Source organism: Paludibacterium purpuratum (genome assembly GCF_004363805.1).
Taxonomy (GTDB): domain Bacteria; phylum Pseudomonadota; class Gammaproteobacteria; order Burkholderiales; family Chromobacteriaceae; genus Paludibacterium; species Paludibacterium purpuratum.
Genome location: NZ_SNZP01000034.1, coordinates 1 through 1,176 on the forward strand (window position 1 = coordinate 1; position 1,176 = coordinate 1,176).

Below are 1,176 nucleotides of genomic sequence, written 5' to 3' on the forward strand. Positions count from 1 at the left end.
CCGCTCCTTGTATTGTGGGAAGTGAAGTTGAGAAGGGGGAGGCTGGATGCCGTACCGCTCCTTAGGCCTAATGCCTGTGACGTAGATTTTGCGCCAGCCATCCCTCATCTTCTTGCTAGAAATCGGACAGTATCTTTGGCCCGGCCCCGCCGTGAGCCCGTATTGACAAGGTAGATTGCGCGAGAGGTTCTCACATGACCCACATTCTTGGCATCGATATCGCCAAATCCAAATTTGATATTGCTTTGCGTTTCCCAAACGGGAAATACAAAAGCAAGGTTTTTGAGAATTCGCCGAAGGGATTTGCTGAGCTAGCCTCGTGGCTTGAACGACATCAGGCAGGTCAGCCACATGCCTGCATGGAGGCCACTGGCACATACTGGGAAGCTCTCGCTGAGTTTTTGGCGGATAGCGGCCATCCGGTCAGTGTCATCAACCCGGCGCAAATCAAGGCCTATGGCACTGCATCGTTGGTACGCAGTAAAACCGACAAGGTGGATGCCAAATTGATCGCCGAGTTTTGCTTCAGCCAAACCCCCGAACCATGGCAAGCACCACCTCGGTCGTTACGGATTTTGCGTGCGCTAATTCATCGGCGTGAGGCGCTGAATGATATGTTGACGCAAGAACACAACCGTCGCTTGGTTGCCGACGAATCCATTCATGAGCAACTCGACAAGCACATTGCGTACTTGGAAGAGGCGATTCGGAAGGTGGATGAGCAAATTCGTCAGCACATCGACGATGACCCGGATTTGCGTCAGCAACGCCATCTGCTCGATAGCGTGCCTGGACTCGGCGACAAGACGATCCCCGTTCTGCTCGCCCACTATGGCGGCCCATCGCGCTTCGCCCGCGCCAAAGAGGCTGCGGCTTTCGCTGGGCTGGATCCGCGCCACCATGAGTCCGGGAGCAGTGTGCGAGGCAAAACCAGGATGTCCAAGGTTGGCCATGCCGGCATCCGGCGAGCGCTCTATATGCCGGCCATGGTAGTTATGTGCAAGACCGAATGGGGGAAGGCCTTCCGCGATCGTCTGCAAGCCGCAGGGAAAGCCCCGATGGTGATCATCGGAGCCCTCATGCGCAAGCTTGTGCATATCGCTCACGGTGTACTGAAATCCGGTAAGCCATTCGACAGTTCGTTTCTTATCGCTTGACTCGGATAACAGTATCTAC

General features: G+C 55.2%; 1 protein-coding gene. It reads left to right on the forward strand.

Features of this window, described 5'->3' with window-relative positions; all coding sequences use genetic code 11:
* Positions 1 to 194: 194 nt before the first annotated feature.
* Positions 195 to 1,157, forward strand: a complete 963-nt coding sequence (locus DFP86_RS19195) for an IS110 family transposase (RefSeq protein WP_133684329.1) — start codon at positions 195 to 197, stop codon at positions 1,155 to 1,157.
* Positions 1,158 to 1,176 lie beyond the last annotated feature (19 nt).